The following is a 16207-nucleotide window of genomic DNA, read 5'->3' as shown; positions in this document are numbered from 1 at the left end:
ATCTCAAGACATCGCCGGCGGCTCCTTTTGCCGCACTACGCCGATGCCGATGGCCCAAGCGGGCCAATGCTCGAAAACATGTCATGACGCAGCCGCGCGGATGCGCAGGCTCACGTCGCCCCGAGGGCAGACCAGGAGGAATGAGTGAGAAACAGCCTCTGATCAGCCCTGCAAACGCATCTGCAGGGCACGAGTCGGACCGAACTGGCGAATATGCCAGACAATCTTGGTCATACGGTCCTCCTCTCTTTTTTCTCGACGGTTAAAGACTACGAGGCACGAATAGCATCGAACGCTGCCATTTACAATTGCGCAGACCGCCCGATGCCACGCGAGAGAGCAAAAAGAGGCGATGCCGAAGCATCGCCCAAGTTTGCTGCATCCAAGTTTGCTGCATCGATGTAACGGCTCAGAACCGTTGTGTCAGCGCCAGCTTGAAGGTCCGGCCGGGCTCGGAATAATAGGAAGCAGGCTGGGTCAGCGTGCCGCTATAGGACGGCGTGTTGAGCGCGTCGTAATAGGTCTTGTTGAAGATATTATAGACGCCGCCGCGGATGCTGAGCCCCTTCACCTGCTCCGGTTCCCACCACGCAGTCAGATCGAAGATGCCGTAGGCGGGGGTCTGCAGCGTGTCGCCCGTCTTCTTCGCCTCGCGCGCCGCGGTGATGAAGGTCAGGTCCGTTCCCCAGACGTCGGTCGCATAGCCGACGGTGAAGGCGGCCTTGGCCGGAGCGACGGAATTGATCCATTGACCGGTATCGGAGTCCTTGCCGTTCACATAGGCGAGCGCGCCCTTGATGTGGATGCCGTTGTCGAACGTCTTGTGTGCGTTGACCTCGACACCGAACATGCGAACGTTGGCGCGATTGAAGTATTCGGTGATCCCGAGCGGATAGATGCCTGTGGGATCGCGATAGTTCAGCGTATCGATGAAGTTCTTGTACTTGTTATAGAAGGCGCCAATATGGCCGCCGAAATCGTCATCGCCGAGATTGGTGCCGATTTCGATGCCGTTGCTGGTTTCAGGCTTCAGGTCCGGATTGCCGTAGGTGACATAACCACCGGGCACGCCGTAGTTGACGTAGAGTTCGCTGACACTGGGCGCACGGAAGGCCATCGCCCACTGTGCATACAGCTCGACATTGTCCTGCGGCCGATAGGAGGCGCGCAGCTTCGGCGAGAAGCGGCTGTCGGATTGCCCTGAGGGCAGGCCATTATAGTTGGCGCTGTCGCGATAGGCGGCCGTGTTCTTCGGCGAATAATCATACCAGTCGAAGCGAAGACCCGGCGTCAAATAGAAATTGCTGGAGCCCAATTCGATCTTGTCGTCGATGAAAACGCCGACGCGCTTGCCATCGACATCGGGCATATCGGACTGGTTGGTGTGCAGGAAGGCGCAAGAAGCACGCCAACGAGGAAGTGCGCAGCTATCCTTGCCGGCCGAGTACTGGTGAACCTTGTCGAAAGCGACATCGAGACCGAAAGTGACCTGGTGATGCAGGCTGCCGGTATCGAAAGACTTCGATGCATTGCCGGCGAAGCCGATGCTGCGGTCTTCCATTTCATTACGGCGCCAATAGTCGCCAATGACGGATGTATAGCGATAGCCTTCCACACCGCCTTCACGCAGAAGATTCTGCCAGTAGAAAACGGCGTTGGCGGTATCGAGGAGCGAATCGGCACTCTCGGCTTCATATTTGTAATCGAGCGACACGCGATTACGCTCGACATTGTCTGTCCCGTTGTAATTGCCAGGCCGGAAGTTTCCGGTCGGGCTCTGCAGGGTCATCAGATCGGTGGTTTTATCCTTGTTGTAGTGCTCGGCCGTAATGCCGAATGTGCCGATGTCGGTATATTGACGGATCTTGAACAGGCCGCTTCTCTGATTGTAGTCGGCCGGGTTAGCCTCGGTACGCTTGGTCGAATAGCCGCCGACATCGCCGTTGTTCTCCAGCTCGTGACCATGCGTGTAGCCGCCCTGGAAGAGAACGGCAGTGTTGTCAATGCGCTTGGCAACGGCGGCAGCACCGCCGATGCTCCGGTCGTCGCCATTATAGCCGAACTTGAAGACACCGCCCCAGGTGGAGCCGGCCATGATCAGATCTTCCGGCTCCAGCGTACGCAGCACGAAGGCACCACCAAGAGCGCCTGAGCCGGCACGGCTTGAATCGGCGCCGCGCACGATATCGACGCTGGAAAGCGCATTGAAATCGAAGCTGTTGACGCCACCATTGCCACCATTATTGGCGCCGCTAGCGTTGCCGCGCGAAGCATCAAGAAGGAAAGGAATTTGGATACCGTCGACCGTGGTCAAAACGCGGTCGTCACCTAGACCACGAATATTGACGCCGCCGGTAGCGCGGTTGAAGCCGACGCCGACTTCGGTGCTGCGGCCGAGGTCCTCGATACGTGTGATTTGCTTGTCGTCGACGTCCTTGGCCGTCGTCTCGCTTGTGGTCGGAGAGTCGGCAAGTACATCCTTGTTCGCCTTACCCTTCCCCGTCACCACGATCGGTTTCAGGTTGGTAACACGATCGCCCTTGGCGGCCTCGCCCGTCGCCCCATCATTTTGAGCTGCGGTCTGCGCAAAAGATGTCGTCGCCAGCCCGAGAGCCAGAAACGCAGTGCATGCCAAAAGGGCCGAGCGTGAGCGCCGGACAACCATAACCATTCCTTTCGAATTGCTTCACCGGGCTGGCTGGTTGCTGCGTCGAAGCAGGCAAGGGGCTGGCTAGGTTATCTTGTTAATGGGCGGAAATATCCGCCTTCTTTCTGTCGCATAAAAAACATGAGTATTATTGTCAATATATTCGAAGCGCATAATCATGAATAAAATTATCATCTTTTAAGACAAGAGATGAACGTTGCTGAATTGCAACGAAATGGCGACATCAAGCGTTCTAATGACATCATCATTAGAATTGGCTGAATTACTTGATGTTGTTTAGAACCATTTCACTAACCTCCGCCGTCATTTTACTTATGGCCGCTTCTCTTCCCCAGACCGGCCCGATCCCAGAACAAAAGCCAGATCAGCAACAGGCTCAGCCGAGCGGCACGCCGCCGATCCCGGCAGAGAAGCCGGCAATATCTTCTGACAAATCTATCGTTCCGCCGGAAAAGCCGGATGTCCAACCAGAGAACAAGCCGGCAACTCCGCCCGAGGAGCAGACAACAGGCGGGATGCAAGGTCCCCCTCGCCCGCCCCCGACCGTCGCCTCCGAGCCGGACGAGGAACACCAGGCGTGCCTGAAGGAACTGACCGCGATGGGAGCAATCTTCAAGGAAATTCCCCACATTGACGACGGCAACGGCTGCGGCATCGACAAGCCGATCTCGCTTGCTTCGCCGCTGCCGGGGATCGAGTTCAAACCTCAAGGAACGATGCGCTGCGAAGCGGCATTGGCACTGGCCCAATGGATGAAGGAGAGCGTGCTCCCATCAGCCGCCGCATTGGACAACGGCAAGATCGTCGCCATCAATCAGGCCTCGACCTATATCTGCCGCCTACGCAACAATGCCTCGACCGGCAAGATCTCGGAACATGCCCGTGGCAACGCCATCGATGTCGCGAGCTTCACCTTCGAAAACGGCAAGACCATCGCGATCGAACCGCGCCGCGAAGATCCGACGCTGACAGGCGCATTCCAGCGCGCAGCCAGCGCCTCTGCCTGCCTTTATTTCACGACCGTTCTGGACCCAGAGAGCGATGCCGCGCATGAAACGCATTTCCATCTCGACGTCATCGAAAGGAACGGCGGCTTTCGTTACTGTCACTAGAAACGCCTCGCGAGCCTGGTCCCGCAGTGATGTTGGAACCTTGTCATACCCCGAGGCCTGCATTCGAGAACCATAGGTCTCTATAGATCGCCACCGCCGTTTCATCCGGCGCTCGCTCCTGAGTAAGCCAAACCGACTGAATGGAGCGAGCCTCGCCGCCATTGGGGATTTTCGTAGATTGAGCTGGATCGGAAGCCCCGATGCAGGGAATGAAGTAGGCTTGCATCAAGGCCCGAGCGCTGAACCCCTGTTCCCGCCGTGTGATCACCACGGCAAGCCCGATCTTTTCGTTCGCCTGCCACGGCATGATGATCCGGCCGCCAGGGCGCAGCGCCTGCAGCCACGATATCGGCGGCGCCACGACACCGGCATTCACATAGATCAGATCGGCCTCCGGAAGCTCGAACGAAGTCGCATCCGCACAGATGACAGATACATTGTCGAACGAAATGAGATTGTCACGCGTGCGCTCGGCCAAGGCCTCGTCAATCTCGACGGCATGAACGTGGCCATCTGGCATGACAAGCGTCGACAGGATGGCGGTGTAATATCCGGTTCCGGTACCGATGTGAATGACCGTCTCGCCGGGCTGCGGCGCCACCGCGCCGAGGAAAGCGGCATGGAGAAAGGGCTCACCATTGTTGATGCCCTTGGACTTGTCCAATGCGACGAGCACATTCTGATAGAGGAACGTGGGATCGGCGTTTGGGGTTTCCAGGTAGCGGCGAGCGGCCCTGATCTGCCATGGCCCCGGCCCCATGAACGCCTCACGCCTGACGAGGCGAAAGGCTCGCTCCAGCCTTTCATCCGAAGAATTGCTGGCCGCTGCCATCATCTTCGCGTGGAAATCCCGTATCTGATCCAAACTTGCACGGCTCTCAGCAGTCACGATCCGCCTCCATCTTGACGATGCTTGGATCGTACCGACTTGTTTCGGGCTTCGCCAAGGTCAATACTTTAGATATCTTAGCGGGATCGGATGACAACAGTTGCGAGTGCAGTTGCCGAACCGGTCCTACTGACTGACAAGTTGAATCTGATTCTGAACTTAAAACAGTCCTTCGATGTAGCCCTGATCATTGAGGAAAATCCTCTCGGCCGCTGGCGATTTCGGCAGGCCGGGCATAGTCATGATCTCGCCGGTGATGACGACAACGAAGCCAGCCCCGGCGGAAAGCCGCACTTCACGGATGGGCACGATATGCCCCTCGGGCGCTCCCCGGACATTCGGATCGGTCGAAAAGGAATATTGCGTCTTCGCCATGCAGACCGGCAGGTGCCCGTAACCTTGATCCTCCCAGGACCTGAGCTGATCACGCACTGCCTTGTCGGCCGTGACCTCGCCGGCATGGTAGATCTTCGAGGCGACGATCTCGATCTTCTCCAGGAGCGGCAGATTGTCCGGATAGAGCGGCTGGAACTTCGCCTGACCGGATTCGGCAAGCTCCACCACCTTGTGTGCGAGGTCGGTAATGCCGGCCGAACCCTCGGCCCAGTGCCGGCAGAGGATCGCCTCGGCGCCGAGGCGTGCGACATAATTCTTCAGTGCCTCGATTTCGGCTTCCGTATCCGAAACAAAATGATTGATGGCGACGACGACAGGCACGCCGAACTTGCGGACATTGGCGACATGTCGGCCGAGATTGGCACATCCCTTCACGAGAGCTTCCACGTTCTCCCTGCCAAGATCGTCCTTTTTGACGCCGCCATTCATCTTCAAGGCCCGCACTGTCGCGACGATGACGGCGGCATCCGGCGAGAGCCCGGACTTGCGGCATTTGATATCGAAGAATTTCTCCGCTCCGAGATCGGCGCCGAAGCCGGCTTCCGTCACGACATAATCGGCAAGCTTCAGTGCCGTTCGCGTCGCGATTACCGAATTGCAGCCATGGGCGATATTGGCGAAGGGGCCGCCATGCACCAGTGCCGGATTGTTCTCCAGCGTCTGCACGAGGTTCGGCTGCATGGCGTCCTTCAGGAGCACGGCCATGGCGCCGTCGGCCTTCAGGTCACGGGCATAAACAGGCGTGCGGTCGCGGCGGTAGCCGATGATGATATTGCCGAGCCGCTTTTCCAGATCCTTGAGATCGGATGCCAGACAGAGGATTGCCATCACCTCGGAGGCGACCGTGATGTCGAAACCGCCTTCGCGCGGAAAGCCGTTCGCTACGCCGCCGAGCGAGGAGACGATATCGCGTAGCGCGCGATCGTTCATGTCCATTGCGCGCCGCCAGGTGATGCGCCTGATATCGATATTCTGCTCGTTGCCCCAGTAGATGTGATTGTCGATCAACGCGGCGAGCAGATTATGCGCCGATGTGATCGCGTGAAAATCGCCAGTGAAGTGAAGGTTGATGTCTTCCATCGGGATGACCTGCGCATAGCCGCCGCCGGCCGCCCCACCCTTCACGCCGAAGCATGGACCAAGCGACGCCTCGCGTACGCAGACCACGGCCTTCTTACCGATGCGGTTCAGCCCGTCGCCGAGGCCAACCGTCGTGGTGGTCTTGCCCTCGCCCGCAGGCGTCGGGTTGATCGCCGTGACGAGGACCAGTTTGCCGTCCTTCTTGCCGGCCTGCGCTGCAATGAACGCAGCACCGATCTTTGCCTTGTCGTAGCCGTAGGGTGCGAGATCTTCCGCCGGAATACCGAGCTTTGCGCCGATCTCCATAATCGGCAGTTTCTTCGCCGCGCGCGCAATCTCGATATCGGATGCCACTGTCGTCGCCATAAGTCTCGCCCCCGAACATACGGTCATTTCCCTGTCGGGATAAACCAATATGTTTCGGGTGTGAATAGTTGGCGAAGCCTCTCCCTATCGAAACGCGCTGCCTTGTCTCATGACGGGGCCATGCCTATTTTCGGCGTCCAATTCAAACTGAGGAAAAGGATAAGATATGAAGTCCCTGGAATTGCTGGTCGAGCGCATAATCCTCTCCAGTCGCTGGCTTCTGGTGATCTTCTATCTCGGTCTCGCAGCCTCGCTCGCCGTCTATGCCGTTTCGTTCGCCTACAAGTTCTACAAGGTAGCGATCAATGTCTTCGCCTATGACGAAGCCGACATGATCCTCGCCATTCTCGGCCTCATCGACGCCGCCCTGGTGGCGAGCCTGATTGTCATGGTGATGATTTCCGGTTACGAGAATTTCGTCAGCCGTTTCGACGAGGCTGAGGGTGAGGTTTCCTTCCTCGGCAAGCTCGATTCAGGCAGCCTCAAGATCAAGGTCGCATCCTCGATCGTCGCCATTTCCTCAATCCACCTGCTGCAGATATTCCTGAATGCCACGCAATATGACAATGCCAAGCTGATGTGGTTCACGATCATCCACCTCGCCTTTGTAGTCTCGGCGCTGTTGCTGGGCTTCCTGGAGAAGATCATGGCAAAAGCCAAAGCCAAGGATAGCTGAGGCCGACGAGCGGCTATTTGCCGGCCATTGCCGATGCGCTGGTCATCGGCGCACCCGTCGCCGACGGTGCCGGCGCGGCACAATCGGAAATCGATTGATTTTCCTTGCAGTTGCGCGCCGAGACCAGGGCGTCGGCATCGGCAAGCTCCGTCGTCAGCCTCAGCCCCAGCGCGTCCGTCTGCGAAATCAGATGAATGCCGTTCGGGTCGGTTCCAAGCATCAGATCCACAAGCCCCCGATCTATGCCCATCTTGTCGAGGAAGCTGACTAGCCTTGCTCTCTGCGCCTTGTCGAGCTTGGTCGTATCGTATTTGCCGACAAATTTACGACCGATCTCTTTCTTGGAGATGACCTTGCGCTTCCCGTCCACCATCTCATATTCTGTGCGGTACTGGACACGCACTTCGCTGTAGGTGGTGGTGATCTGATGAACGCCAAGCAGCGCAAAGGGGCTGGAAACGCGCTGAACGCCGCCTGCAAAAAACAGCGGGCAAGCCGAAAAGCAGATTGCTCCGTCGGAAAATGGCTGTCCTGTGATCGAGCCGTCCTGTGTAAAGGCTGCTGAGCAGATCGGTTCCGCATAGGGGCATGCCCGCGAGCGGGTGCGGCCGACTGCGATCGAAAGCTTCTGCTTGCGAATGATGCGAGCCATCTCCATGGCCGCCTTGACATCGCCGCCCGGTGAACTGACGACGATGGGCAGTTTACGGTTGCCCACCTGCTTTAGGACTTTCTGCAGCTTCCGCGGTGTATCCGCCATGATCTGCCCTTCGGCGGAGATCCAGTCGGGACAAGCGTTATCGGCTCGGCATTGGCCCATCTCGCCATGAACGAGTAGGAACTGCATCGGCGTGCCTCCGGCAACGCCGGCCGCTTCGGCAAGCGCAGGCGAAACCAGCAGAAGCGCAACTCCGGTGACGAACCACAACAGCATTTGACAACAGCGCGCCGCAAGCTGCGGAAAAAAGCGAAATTTCATAAGCTATACGCCTGCAAGCGATGACCTTAGCAAGACCGATAGCAACCGCTTTGGCCCTTCGCAAGGCGCACCGGCGCGGCGATGCATCATTTGACAAAACTCCTCACCACTTCATCGAAAGTCCAGTATGCAAGAACTGAGCTTTCCCAAATTGGCTACCGGTCAACTCCAAAGCGTGAGATCGCATGTCGTTTTCGACTTAATTTTGACATAGTAGGTAAGCGCCATCAGACCTCTTCGCCACGTCGAGCGTCGACGCAAAATGTATGATCGAGTCGAGATACGGCCAACAAAAAGACGGTCGCTCGCATTTATCGACCATTTTGGGCGAAGCCTCCGGAATAATATGTTTAAATATTAAAATATATGAAAATAAAAATTATTTCTGGCCGTGTGGTATTTTTGCGTCTAGCATTCACTCATAAATCCAGTATTTGATATCGATACCACGCCGCGGGTACCTTAACTCATATGTCCTATATCATTACCGCCGAGAGACAATTGCTGCTTTCTGCCGAGTTGGCTGCCGCTCGGACACAAGCGGCGTTTGCATTGGCTCTGGAGCGGACAGGATCGGCTTTTGGCTTCAGCCATATGGCTCTGATGAACGCCCCGGTGTCCGATGATACGATGATGACGCCGCTGCTCATCGAGGGGACAGTGCCTATGCAGTTCGTGCGTGAGTTCGATCGGCATCATCTGGTTCGCCGTTGTCCGATGCTGCTGCGCACGCGTGATTCAGTAATACCGCGCGCGTGGCATCTGCTGGAAAAAGATGGCGAACCAGACGCCGATTTGCCGAGTGAGCTTCGCGCACTCTTGATCAGCTATAATTGTCCGATGAGCGTCATAATCCCGGTCAATGCTCCGGATGGTCAGCGCCTCGTTTTCTGGTTCATGGGCAATCGCAGCAGTCTCGGCCAGAGTGAAATCAACGAACTCACGCTGATCATGCTGCAGGCGCTCGATTCCTATAATTGCCTCAAGCGCAACGGTGGAGCCGCGCCGCATTCGCTTTCGGCCCGCGAGCTTGAAGTGGTCCGCTGGACGGCCCAGGGCAAGACTTCGGTCGAGATCGGCCAGATTCTTTCGCTCTCCGACCATACGGTCAACGCCTATATGATGAACGCGATCAAGAAGCTCGATTGCGTCAACCGTACGCAGCTCGTCGCAAAAGCCATCCGACTGAAGCTGATCAGCTAACCGAACTCCCCTTCAAGCGATCTCCAATCTGAACCCAGCAGCCGCGTTCGTTTAACGGCCGCCGAGGACCGTGCGGATTTCCACGAGGCTCGAGCGCACCCGCAAAATATGGAAGCCCATGGTCGCAAGATGGCTCGGCATGAAGGAGCTGTCTTCAGGCCCATTGGAAATGATGAAGGGCTGAATGCGCAAAGCTGCCTGCAGCTGCGTCGTGACATCGCCCCAAAGCGCGCTGACGTTACGCTCGGCGATCACCTGCTGGAAATCCGAACGGGCCGCCATGAGGATACCGTAACTCGCGTAAAGCTGCCCATAGGCAAACCAGAAACGATCGTCAGCTCGCGTATCCAACCAGCCATAACTGTGATCCCCCGCCCTCTTGGCCAAGATATCCGCCGTGCTGCCGAGATCGTTGGCAATGTGGTCGACAAACTGCAGAAGATTGTCGGCACGCCCGTCGAAAATCGCCTTGCAGTTGCCGAGATCGCTATTGAAGCTACGCAGATTGCTCATTGCAGTGCGATAATAGCTTGGGCTCGGGGTTTTCGGTCCAAAGGGATGCAGGCCGAAATACCAGCTCGACTCATCGAACTGCAGGTTGCCTCGCGCCTTCTGCAGATCGCTGTTGATGCCCGATGTCCCGCGCACACGGCCGAGCGTGTCGACCAGCTCCGCCGAGGTGCGGCGAACAACGGAATTGATCCCCCGCTGGAAGGAAGCCTTGTTGTCGAGGAAGGGCGTGTCATCCCATGAAATGCCGAAGAAGCCGAGCTTGTAGAGCAGCATCGAGGAAATCCAGGCATTCTGATTGACGTTGAGATCAATCAGATCGGTGGCGACATCGACGACAGCAGAGGTTTGGCAGGTCTTGGGCGTCGTTGCCGCGGCCTGCTGGCCGTCCGATGCAGGCAGTTCCTGCCCGGCGGAATATTTGCGCTCGGAGAATTTGTAGACGTCCGGATAGGCGGGATTGAACCCGGTCCAGACCTGCGTTTGCCAAGCGAAATAGACATAAAGCAGCGCGAACAGCACCACGAAGGCAGCGAGCGGTAGCTTGATCAGCCAGTTGCGCTGCCGATACCAGCCATGGGCAGCAAGGAATGGCCAGCTTAGCCCGACGAAAACCAATCCCAGCCAGCGCACGATAGCGGCCCAGATCCGCTTGAAGAACGCCGTGATCGAGTCAAGCATGGACACGCCTCCTAAACCCTACCGCGCATCCTGCCGACATGCGAAGGACGCACCACACCAACCTGCGCAATGGATACCGCGAAAATCGCCACGGTCCTCGGATCATTAAGTCCTTATCGCCATTCACGTTCCAGCAAATATGTGTTCTTGGGAAAAACAACAACCGTCCGCATGGAATTTTCCGTGACGGACGACAATCAACTCTCCGGTTGCACCACTTCCGCCGCTCCGCTCGGGTCGGTGGAAAGGGGTATCGGATGCGGCTCCAGCCGTCTTTTGAAGACGGCGTCGACATGAGCCTTGCGCGCGGCGAGATCATGTCCCGCCAGTACATTCGCCTCGAATGCCTGGATCAGGTTCTCGACCTCCGCCGTTCGCGAAACCGTGGTCGATGTCGGCTCCGCTTCTGTCGCCAATGCCTTGAGCAAGGCGATCCGCTGCTCGATATCGACGCTCAGCTTGGCCGCCATGGCGCCAATGGCGGCGATCTGATTGTTCAGGGCAGCCGCCAGCCCTTCATAAATGTCTATAAGACGCTGCCGCGCAGTGCGGCGGGATTGAAGCGCCTGTTCTTGCCGCCGAATGTCGTCCTGCTCGGCCACCAGCGCACGATAATCCGCCTCGGCTTCGGACTGCAGATCGGCATAGCGCGAGGATGGTCGGTTTCGCCGCTGATACATGAGCTTTTCCGCCAGCGCATCGGCCCGGCGCTGCACCTCCTCAATCTCAAAATCGAGTTTCCGCCGCCGCTCGATTACGCCCTCGAGTTGAAGCTCGCATTCACGAAAGCACCGGGAGAATGCGGGTTTTGCCTGCTTGAAAAGAAGATCTAGTTCGGCCGATGCCGCAAGGGCCGCGTCGACATTGACGATGATCTCATCCGGCTCCATGGGTCTGCGCGCAAGCACCCGGCGGAGCAAGCCTGCATTTTCAAGGCCGAGCTCCTCGTTGAACAATCGCCGATGCTGCAGATCCGCCTCGTCCGTCGCACGATCCAGCTCTTTGACCAGCGACAGAGCGGCTGACTTCCAACGCTCCAGCAGTTCGACCGCTTCGCGGACGAGTGCTTCTTCGATGGGAAAGTTAATGGTCGCGACGCGCTCGCTGTCTCTGGCGTGACCGCCGAGCGTCGCCACCGCCGAATTCGCGTCATTCATGGCGTCATCGAGCGTCGTGCGCGCCTTATCGAGCATGCCGTCGAAGGAATGAGGCCTCATCATGAGAGCATACCCTCCCCTACCTTTAGCGCGAGACTAACCGCTTCCAGAGGCGAAGGAAATGCTCGAAAACTACCGAGCAGCGGTCACGCTCTTCAGATAGGCGATAAGATTGTCGAGGTCCTTGTCGCTTTTCAGCCCTGGGAACGTCATTCGGGTGCCTTTCACAAGGAATTGCGGCGAAGGCAGATATTTCCGCAGCAACGCTTCGTCCCAGACCTTGCCATCAGCTCCGAATGCCTTCATCGCCGGCGAGTAGGCGTAATCCGGCTTGCTTGCAACGGCTCGTCCAACGATCCCCATCAGCGAGGGGCCTACGCGATTATCAGGCTCGGTCGCCGTATGACATGCCCCGCATCTCTTGAAAACGGCGGCACCTGCGACCGCGTCTCCATCCGCGAGCACAGAGGAAGCCGAAGCGAATAGGATGACTGCCGATGCCAGACATTGCAATTTCATCGTCTCTCCCGATCAGCCTCGATAGGCAATCACATGCCAAAGATAGCCCGCACCGCTATCGAAAGCCTGTATGAGTGGCTGTTTCACTCGCAGGTAATCGCCTCTTCCCAATGGCGACGGCAAAGCGAGACATATTTGTCGCTACCGCCGATCTCGATCTGTGCGCCTTCGCGGACGACATTGCCGGCGGCATCGAGCCGTACCACCATCGTCGCCTTGCGCCCGCAATGGCAGATGGTGCGCACCTCCCGCAATTCGTCGGCAATGGTCAGCAGCTCCTGCGACCCCGGAAACAGATGTCCATGGAAATCCGTGCGCAGCCCGTAAGTCATGACCGGAAGATTGAGACGGTCGACGATATGGGCAAGCTGCCAGACCTGCTCGCTCGTCAGAAACTGGGCTTCATCAACGAAGACGCAGGCAAGCGGCTCCTTTGCATGCATTTCATCGACCATCGCATAGAGATCGTCGTTAGTTTCGAACGGCAAGGCATCCATGGTCAGGCCGATGCGCGAGGCGATCGTGCCGCGACCGGCGCGATCGTCGAGGGCTGCAATGAAGGCTGCGGTGCGCATGCCGCGCTCCTGATAATTATAGGCAGCCTGCAGCAGCATCGTCGATTTGCCGGCATTCATCGTCGAATAATGAAAGTAGAGCTTGGCCATGACATTCTCCTTGAATGCTTCATGGGAGCTGCGCGACAATAAGGAAAGATAGTCCCGGCAAAAACCACAGGATTCAGGCATGCTTGGCCGAGGGACCAAAAGCTTTGGCCACCAGCGGACAGAAAAAGACGGGCGTCGCATTCAGCCCCCTCAAACCGCCGCAAATACACTGTGGTCGCTTGAAAATGTCAGTTATTGATGGTTGCTTGGGAACGTTAGACTGGGAGTCACGCAATGATAAAAATGACCCTTACTGCATTCGCTTTCGCTTCAACTCTCTCCGCACTGACATTGGGAGCCACCACCACGGCCTCCGCAGCCGAACCGGCAAGCTGTGGCACTGTGCATTTTGCCGATGTGGGCTGGACCGACATCACCTCCACTACGGCAACCGCCTCCATCCTCCTGAAGGCGCTGGGTTACGACACCGACGTCAAGGTGCTCGCCGTGCCGGTGACCTACCAGTCGCTGAAGAACAAGGACATCGATGTCTTCCTCGGCAACTGGATGCCCTCCATGGCCGAGAACATCAAGCCGTTCGCCGCGGACAAGTCGGTGGAAACCGTCCGCGCCAACCTGGAAGGCGCCAAGTACACACTGGCGACCAATCAAAAGGGCGCGGATCTCGGCATCAAGGACTTCAAGGACATCGCCGCCCACAAGGACGATCTCGACGGTAAGATCTACGGCATCGAACCGGGCAATGACGGCAATCGTCTGGTGATCGACATGGTCGACAAGAACACCTTCGGCCTCAAGGGCTTTGAAGTGGTCGAATCCTCTGAGCAGGGCATGCTCGCGCAGGTCTCCCGCGCCGATAAGGAAGGCAAGCCGATCATCTTCCTCGGCTGGGCTCCGCATCCGATGAACACCACCTACAAGATGACCTATCTTACCGGCGGAGACGACGTGTTCGGACCGAACTTCGGTGGTGCGACCGTCTATACCAACGTCCGGGCCGGTTACCTGCAGGAATGCCCGAATGTCGGCACCTTCGTCAAAAATCTCGTCTTCTCGCTGCCGATGGAAAATGAAATCATGGGCAAGATCCTGAACGACGGCAAAGATCCGGAAGTCGCAGCGACGGAATGGCTGAAGGCCAACCCGGCAGCAATCACGCCGTGGCTCGCGGGCGTCACCACCAAGAACGGTGGCGACGGCCTCGCGGCGGTCAAGGCCAAGCTCGGCCTATAATACGAGGATGAATGGAGGGGCGGCCAAACCGCCCCTTTCTCTTCCTTGAACGGACTGCTTGCTTTCGCGTCCCGCCATTACCCGGACAGTGGTCCGCCTGGCGTGACAGACCGTTATTCTTCGGCGGCACCTCCGGCATCGTAAGCAACAATCGGAAACGCCGCCCCCAATCGTGGGCAAAGACGTGAACTGGTTAACCGATTACCGCATCCCCATCGGGCCATGGGCCAAAGCCGTCGTCGACTGGCTGACGAGCAATGTCACATGGTTCTTCGACGGCCTTTCCTTCGTTGTCGCGTATGGAATCAAAGGACTGCTGTTCCTCTTGCAGGCACCGCATCCGCTGTTCGTCGTCGTCGTCTTCACGGCAATCGCCTACTGGATGCGCCGGAGCATCACGATCACTGTCCTCACCTTGATCGGCCTGCTGATCACCATTAACCAGGGCTACTGGAAAGAGACAACCGAGACGCTGGCACTGGTATTGGCCTCCACTTTCGTCTGTATGCTGGTGGGCGTTCCCCTCGGCATTGCGACAGCGCGCCGCCCGTGGCTTTACGCCATCATGCGGCCGATCCTCGATCTCATGCAGACCATCCCGACCTTCGTCTATCTGGTGCCGGCAATGATCCTGCTCGGCCTTGGCATGGTCCCGGGCCTGGTTGCCACCGTCGTCTTTGCCCTTCCCGCACCGATCCGCATGACGCGCCTCGGCATCATTTCCACTCCCCCTTCGCTGGTGGAGGCAGCCGAATCCTTCGGTGCGACGCCTCGGCAGGTTCTGCGCAAGGTCGAGCTGCCCTTTGCCACACCGCAGATCATGGCCGGGTTGACGCAAACCATCATGCTGTCGCTCTCCATGGTCTCGATCGCCGCCCTCGTCGGCGCCCCCGGTCTCGGCGTGCCCGTGCTGCGCGCGCTGAATAGCGTCAACGTTGCCAAGAGTTTCGATTCCGGCGCCTGCATCGTCATCCTGGCGATCATTCTCGACCGTATGTTCCGCGCGCCCGGCGAAGGAGACCGCTCATGACCGTCGCCGTTGATTTCAAAAATGTCAGTATCATCTTCGGCGATCGTCCCGATGCCGCTCTGAAACTCGTCGACGACGGCAAGTCGCGCGACGAGATCGGCAAGTCGACGGGCATGGTACTCGGCGTCGCCAATGCCTCGCTACAAATCGAGGAAGGCGAAATCCTCGTACTCATGGGTCTCTCGGGCTCGGGCAAATCGACCCTGCTGCGTGCCGTCAATGGCCTGGCGCCGGTGGTGCGCGGCGAGGTATCCGTCAACACCAAAAACGGCGCCGTCAGCCCTTATTCTTGCAGCCCCAAGGCCCTGCGCGATCTGCGCATGCACACCGTCTCGATGGTCTTCCAGCAGTTCGCGCTGCTGCCCTGGCGGACGGTGGCCGAAAATGTCGGCTTCGGGCTCGAGCTTGCCGGCGTGCCGGACGCCGAGCGAAAGAAGCGGGTCGACGAACAGCTGCAGCTCGTCAATCTCACGCAATGGGCCAATCGCAAGGTCAACGAGCTGTCGGGCGGCATGCAGCAGCGCGTCGGTCTCGCCCGTGCCTTCGCGACCGGAGCGCCGATCCTGCTCATGGACGAACCGTTCTCCGCGCTCGACCCACTGATCCGCACTCGCCTTCAGGACGAGCTTCTGGAATTCCAGCGCCGCCTGAAGCGCACAATCCTGTTCGTTAGCCACGACCTGGACGAGGCATTCCGCATCGGCAATCGCATCGCCATCATGGAAAGCGGCCGTATCATCCAGTGTGGAACGCCACAGGAGATCGTCAAGAATCCGGCTGATCAGTATGTGGCCGACTTCGTGCAGCACATGAACCCGATCAGCATGCTGACAGCTCGGGACGTCATGCAGCAGGGCGTCGGACATTCGGCCAATGCAGGTTCCGTCACCGCGACGGCAACCGCCACGACACCGCTCGTCGATATTCTTGATGCCCTGACGCGCCAGCCGGGCAATATCGGGGTTGTTGACAATGGCACGATTATCGGAACGATCTCCGCGCAAGATGTGGTGTCTGGCCTGACCAGCCATCGGCGAAAGGAGTAGTCGTTCGCAACTGCTCCTTAATTTGGGGAGCAGGAA

General features: G+C 58.1%; 14 protein-coding genes. 6 read left to right on the top strand and 8 right to left on the bottom strand.

What is annotated here, in order from left to right; translation table 11 throughout:
• Positions 1-409 precede the first annotated feature (409 nt).
• Positions 410-2665 (bottom strand): TonB-dependent hemoglobin/transferrin/lactoferrin family receptor, encoded by a 2256-nt coding sequence (locus ACYJRZ_RS02075; RefSeq protein WP_459455609.1) that lies wholly within the window; start codon positions 2663-2665, stop codon positions 410-412.
• Between the two features lie 317 nt (positions 2666-2982).
• On the opposite strand from ACYJRZ_RS02075, the gene ACYJRZ_RS02070 reads away from it, so the two are divergent.
• Positions 2983-3780, top strand: coding sequence for an extensin family protein (locus tag ACYJRZ_RS02070; RefSeq protein WP_459455607.1), 798 nt, complete (start codon positions 2983-2985; stop codon positions 3778-3780).
• Between the two features lie 43 nt (positions 3781-3823).
• Here ACYJRZ_RS02070 and ACYJRZ_RS02065 read toward each other — a convergent pair whose 3' ends face one another.
• On the bottom strand, positions 3824-4669 hold the full coding sequence (locus ACYJRZ_RS02065) for a protein-L-isoaspartate O-methyltransferase family protein (RefSeq protein ID WP_459455605.1): 846 nt from the start codon (positions 4667-4669) through the stop codon (positions 3824-3826).
• A 159-nt stretch (positions 4670-4828) separates the two neighbouring features.
• Positions 4829-6511: a formate--tetrahydrofolate ligase gene (locus ACYJRZ_RS02060; protein ID WP_459455603.1), complete on the bottom strand. Its 1683-nt coding sequence runs from the start codon at positions 6509-6511 to the stop codon at positions 4829-4831.
• Between the two features lie 166 nt (positions 6512-6677).
• Between ACYJRZ_RS02060 and ACYJRZ_RS02055 the strand changes: the two genes are divergently transcribed.
• Positions 6678-7187 (top strand): TIGR00645 family protein, encoded by a 510-nt coding sequence (locus tag ACYJRZ_RS02055; protein WP_459455601.1) that lies wholly within the window; start codon positions 6678-6680, stop codon positions 7185-7187.
• A gap of 13 nt (positions 7188-7200) precedes the next feature.
• Here the strand turns inward: ACYJRZ_RS02055 and ACYJRZ_RS02050 are convergent, their stop codons facing one another.
• Positions 7201-8166 (bottom strand): COG3904 family protein, encoded by a 966-nt coding sequence (locus ACYJRZ_RS02050; RefSeq protein ID WP_459455599.1) that lies wholly within the window; start codon positions 8164-8166, stop codon positions 7201-7203.
• Between the two features lie 471 nt (positions 8167-8637).
• On the opposite strand from ACYJRZ_RS02050, the gene ACYJRZ_RS02045 reads away from it, so the two are divergent.
• Positions 8638-9369 (top strand): helix-turn-helix transcriptional regulator, encoded by a 732-nt coding sequence (locus ACYJRZ_RS02045; protein ID WP_459455597.1) that lies wholly within the window; start codon positions 8638-8640, stop codon positions 9367-9369.
• Positions 9370-9420: 51 nt separating this feature from the next.
• Here the strand turns inward: ACYJRZ_RS02045 and ACYJRZ_RS02040 are convergent, their stop codons facing one another.
• From ACYJRZ_RS02040 to ACYJRZ_RS02025, 4 genes are all read right to left on the bottom strand, one after another.
• Positions 9421-10560 carry a DUF2333 family protein gene (locus ACYJRZ_RS02040; RefSeq protein WP_459455595.1) on the bottom strand — a complete coding sequence of 380 codons (1140 nt, stop codon included), beginning with the start codon at positions 10558-10560 and terminating at the stop codon, positions 9421-9423.
• A gap of 197 nt (positions 10561-10757) precedes the next feature.
• On the bottom strand, positions 10758-11780 hold the full coding sequence (locus ACYJRZ_RS02035; RefSeq protein WP_459455593.1) for a hypothetical protein: 1023 nt from the start codon (positions 11778-11780) through the stop codon (positions 10758-10760).
• A 69-nt stretch (positions 11781-11849) separates the two neighbouring features.
• Entirely contained in the window at positions 11850-12236 is a 387-nt protein-coding gene (locus ACYJRZ_RS02030; protein ID WP_459455591.1) for a c-type cytochrome, read from the bottom strand.
• Positions 12237-12319: 83 nt separating this feature from the next.
• Positions 12320-12901 (bottom strand): thymidine kinase, encoded by a 582-nt coding sequence (locus ACYJRZ_RS02025; protein ID WP_459455589.1) that lies wholly within the window; start codon positions 12899-12901, stop codon positions 12320-12322.
• A 234-nt stretch (positions 12902-13135) separates the two neighbouring features.
• Here ACYJRZ_RS02025 and ACYJRZ_RS02020 point away from each other — a divergent pair, with 234 nt between their 5' ends.
• The 3 genes from ACYJRZ_RS02020 (at position 13136) to choV (ending at position 16171) form a co-directional block, all read left to right on the top strand.
• Positions 13136-14095 carry a choline ABC transporter substrate-binding protein gene (locus ACYJRZ_RS02020; protein WP_459455587.1) on the top strand — a complete coding sequence of 320 codons (960 nt, stop codon included), beginning with the start codon at positions 13136-13138 and terminating at the stop codon, positions 14093-14095.
• Between the two features lie 184 nt (positions 14096-14279).
• Positions 14280-15125, top strand: coding sequence for a choline ABC transporter permease subunit (gene choW, locus ACYJRZ_RS02015; RefSeq protein ID WP_459455585.1), 846 nt, complete (start codon positions 14280-14282; stop codon positions 15123-15125).
• A complete protein-coding gene (gene choV, locus ACYJRZ_RS02010; protein ID WP_459455583.1) occupies positions 15122-16171 on the top strand; it encodes a choline ABC transporter ATP-binding protein in 1050 nt (349 codons plus the stop codon). Before choW ends, choV begins: the two co-directional genes overlap by 4 nt.
• Positions 16172-16207 lie beyond the last annotated feature (36 nt).

The sequence above is a fragment of the Rhizobium sp. No.120 genome (genome assembly GCF_054558365.1).
The sequence above is the reverse complement of the archived record's forward strand: the minus strand, read 5'-3'. Positions and strand labels throughout refer to the sequence as shown.